3 protein-coding genes are annotated in these 3,862 nt (G+C 70.1%); all 3 read left to right on the top strand.

The annotated features are described in order from the left end of the window. Positions 1-42 precede the first annotated feature (42 nt). Positions 43-1,497: a glucose-6-phosphate dehydrogenase gene (zwf, locus tag OG2516_RS02655; protein WP_007254063.1), complete on the top strand. Its 1,455-nt coding sequence runs from the start codon at positions 43-45 to the stop codon at positions 1,495-1,497. A gap of 79 nt (positions 1,498-1,576) precedes the next feature. Further along, on the top strand, positions 1,577-2,248 hold the full coding sequence (gene pgl, locus OG2516_RS02650) for a 6-phosphogluconolactonase (RefSeq protein ID WP_007254062.1): 672 nt from the start codon (positions 1,577-1,579) through the stop codon (positions 2,246-2,248). Between the two features lie 3 nt (positions 2,249-2,251). After that, on the top strand, positions 2,252-3,850 hold the full coding sequence (pgi, locus tag OG2516_RS02645) for a glucose-6-phosphate isomerase (protein ID WP_007254061.1): 1,599 nt from the start codon (positions 2,252-2,254) through the stop codon (positions 3,848-3,850). Positions 3,851-3,862 lie beyond the last annotated feature (12 nt).

Below are 3,862 nucleotides of genomic sequence, written 5' to 3'. Positions count from 1 at the left end.
CCGCCGCGCCGGCACCGATGCACCGAAGACAAGAGGTGAGACATGGTTTCGCGCGTCATCCCCGTCGACAATTTCGACCTGGTGATCTTCGGCGGCACGGGCGATCTCGCCCGCCGCAAGATCCTGCCGGGCCTGTTCCGCCGCTTCCGCGCCGGGCAGATGCCCGAGGACGCCCGCGTCATCGCCGCCGCGCGCTCCGAGCACGACGACGCGAGCTACCGCAGCGAGATCGAGGCGGCGATCAAGGAGTTCGGCGGGGCCGAGAGCAAGGACCGCAAGGGCCTGAAGGCGTTCCTCGAGCGGCTGCACTACGTCGCCGTCGACGCGCGCGGCGACGGCGGCTGGCAGCAGCTCAAGGACCTGATGCGCGACGGCGTCGTGCGGGCCTTCTACTTCTCCGTCGCGCCGGGCCTGTTCGGCGACCTCGCCGAGCGGCTGCACACCCATGGCATCGCCGACCGCGACAGCCGGCTCGTCGTGGAGAAGCCGTTCGGGCGCGACCTCAAGAGCGCCCGGGCGCTCAACGCCACGCTCGCCGACCACTTCAACGAGGACCAGATCTACCGCATCGACCACTACCTCGGGAAGGAGACCGTCCAGAACCTGATGGCGGTGCGCTTCGCCAACGTGCTGTTCGAACCGCTCTGGAACAGCCACTACGTCGACCACATCCAGATCACCGTCGCCGAGACCGTCGGCGTCGGCGGCCGGGGCAGCTACTACGACAAGTCCGGCGCGATGCGCGACATGGTGCAGAACCACCTGATGCAGCTGCTCTGCCTGATCGCGATGGAGCCGCCGAACCAGTTCGAGGCCGACGCGGTGCGCGACGAGAAGCTGAAGGTGATCCGCGCGCTCCAGCCGATCGACAGCCATCACATCGTGCGCGGCCAGTACGAGGCGTCGGAGAAGACCGCCTCCTACCGCGAGGACGTCGAGAACCCGAAGAGCACCACCGAGAGCTTCATCGCCCTGCGCGCCACCATCGCCAATTGGCGGTGGGCCGGCGTGCCGTTCTACCTGCGCACCGGCAAGCGGCTGAAGGCGCGCTCCAGCGAGATCAACGTGGTATTCAAGGACCTCGGCCACTCGATCTTCGAGGGCGACGAGGCGCGCCACCGCAACGTGCTGACGATCCGGCTGCAGCCCAACGAGGGGATCGACCTGCAGGTGACGATCAAGGAGCCCGGCCCCGGCGGTATGCGGCTGATCGACGTGCCGCTCGACATGACCTTCGCGCAGGCTCTCGGCGACGAGGCCGACGACGTGACGGACGCCTACGAGCGGCTCATCATGGACGTGATCCGGGGCAACCAGACGCTGTTCATGCGCGGCGACGAGGTCGAGGCCGCCTGGGCCTGGACCGATCCGCTGATCGAGGGCTGGGAGGCGCGCCACGACGTGCCGAAGGTCTATGACACCGGCTCGTCGGGCCCCGAGGACAGCCTGATGCTGATGCACCGCGACGGCCGCCGCTGGCGCGACATCAAGGGCTGAGCCCGCGCGGCGCTTGACCTCGCGGACCAGGGCGCGAAACCCTTCGCCACAGGCGCAGGCCAGACCACAGGAGACCGAGATGGAGCTGAAGGAATATCCCGACGCCGAGATGATGATGATGGACATCGCCGACCTGCTCGCGAGCGAACTGCGCACGTGCCTCGTCAGCCATGACCACGCATCCCTGGCCGTCCCCGGCGGCACCACGCCTGGCCCGATCTTCGACAGCCTCTGCGCCACGCGGCTCGACTGGGACCGCGTCCACGTGCTGCTGACCGATGAGCGCTGGGTGCCCGAGACCTCCGAGCGCTCCAACACCCGGCTGCTGCGCCAGCGCCTGCTGACCGACAACGCCGCCGCCGCGCGGCTCGTCCCGCTCTACGCCGACGCGCCCGCGCCGGAGGCCAGGCTCGAGGAGCTCGAGGAGGCGCTGCGCCCCGAGCTGCCGCTGTCGGTGCTGCTGCTGGGCATGGGCGCCGACATGCACACCGCCTCGATCTTCCCCGGCGCCGACCGTCTCGAGGAGGCGCTGCACGGCGACAGCCTGCTGGTCCCGATGCGCGCGCCCGGCGCGCCCGAGCCGCGAGTGACGCTGTCGGCCAAGGTGCTGCGGGGCGCGATGAGCACCCATATCGTCATCACTGGCGCCGAGAAGCGCGCCGCCCTCGACGAGGCGCGCAAGCTGCCGCCCGAGGAAGCCCCCGTCGCCGCCGTGCTGCGCGACGCCACCGTTCACTGGGCGGAGAAATAAGCCATGTGGGACAAGCTGAACGCCCATCACGAGTCCGTGGCCGCGCGCCGCTTCGAGACGTTGTTCGACGGCGGCCGGGCGGAGGATTTCTCGGTGCGCGTGGGCGACATGCTCTTCGACTACTCCAAGACCAACATCGACGCCGAGGGCCGCGCGCTGCTGATCGAGCTGCTCGAGCGCGCCGACGTGGCCGGGCGGCGCGAGGCGATGTTCTCGGGCGCGCCGATCAACGAGACCGAGGGCCGCGCGGTGCTCCACACCGCGCTGCGCAACATCAATGGCGAGCCGGTCACGGTCGACGGGCAGGACGTCATGCCCGGCGTGCGCGAGACGCTCGAGCGGATGGAGGCCTTCGCCGCCGACGTGCGCGAGGGCCGCTTCACGGGGCAGGGCGGGCGCATCACCGATGTCGTCAACATCGGCATCGGCGGCTCCGACCTCGGCCCCGCGATGGCGACGCTGGCGCTCGCGCCCTACCACGACGGACCGCGCTGCCACTTTGTCTCCAACGTCGACCCCGCCGACATCGCTGGCGTCCTGCGCGGCTGCGATCCGGCGACGACGCTGGTGATCGTCGCCTCCAAGACCTTCACCACCATCGAGACGATGACCAACGCGCGCACCGCCAAGGCGTGGATGTCCGAGACCGTCTCCGAGCCCGCCGCGCAGTTCGCCGCGCTCTCGACGGCGGCCGACAAGACCGCCGATTTCGGCATCGCGCCGGAGCGGGTGTTCGGCTTCGAGGATTGGGTCGGCGGGCGCTACTCCATGTGGGGGCCGATCGGGCTGAGCCTGATGATCGCCATCGGGCCCAGGGCCTTCCGCCAGTTCCTCGCCGGCGGGGCCGAGATGGACCGCCACTTCCGCGCCGCAGACTGGTCGGAGAACATGCCCGCGCTGCTCGCGCTCGTCGGGATCTGGCACAACCAGGTCTGCGGCCACGCCACCCGCGCCGTGCTGCCCTACGACAACCGCCTGTCGCGGCTGCCGGCCTACCTCCAGCAGCTCGAGATGGAGAGCAACGGCAAGCGCGTCTCGATGGACGGGGCCGAGCTGTCGGTCCAGTCCGGCCCCATCGTCTGGGGCGAGCCGGGGACGAACGGGCAGCACGCCTTCTACCAGCTGATCCATCAGGGCACGCGGGTCGTGCCGTGCGAGTTCCTCGTCGCCGCGCGCGGGGCCGAGGACGATCTGCACCACCAGCACCAGCTGCTCGTGGCCAACTGCCTCGCCCAGTCCGAGGCGCTGATGAAGGGGCGCACGCTCGACGAGGCGCGCGCGAAGGTGGCCGACAAGTTCTCGGGCGACGAGCTCGAGCGGCAGGCCAGCCACCGGGTCTTCCCCGGCAACCGCCCCTCGACCACGCTCGCCTATCCCGAGTTGGACCCGGCCACCCTGGGCCGCATCATCGCGCTTTACGAGCACCGGGTCTTCGTGGAGGGCGCGGTGCTCGGCATCAACTCCTACGACCAGTGGGGCGTGGAGCTGGGCAAGGAGCTGGCGACCGGGCTGCAGCCCGTGGTGGAGGGCCGCGAGAGCACCGACGGCAAGGACGGCTCGACGGCTGGACTGGTGAACTTCCTGCGGCAGAGCGGGATGTAGGCCCGTAGGCCG

It is taken from the genome of Oceanicola granulosus HTCC2516, assembly GCF_000153305.1.
Lineage (GTDB): Bacteria > Pseudomonadota > Alphaproteobacteria > Rhodobacterales > Rhodobacteraceae > Oceanicola > Oceanicola granulosus.
The sequence above is the reverse complement of the archived record's forward strand: the minus strand, read 5'-3'. Positions and strand labels throughout refer to the sequence as shown.

What these genes read in the sequence shown, in the direction of transcription:
- pgi (WP_007254061.1), top strand. Translation starts at nt 2,252, where the DNA reads ATGTGGGACAAGCTGAACGCCCATCACGAGTCCGTGGCCGCGCGCCGC.
- pgl (WP_007254062.1), top strand. Translation starts at nt 1,577, where the DNA reads ATGGAGCTGAAGGAATATCCCGACGCCGAGATGATGATGATGGACATC.
- zwf (WP_007254063.1), top strand. Translation starts at nt 43, where the DNA reads ATGGTTTCGCGCGTCATCCCCGTCGACAATTTCGACCTGGTGATCTTC.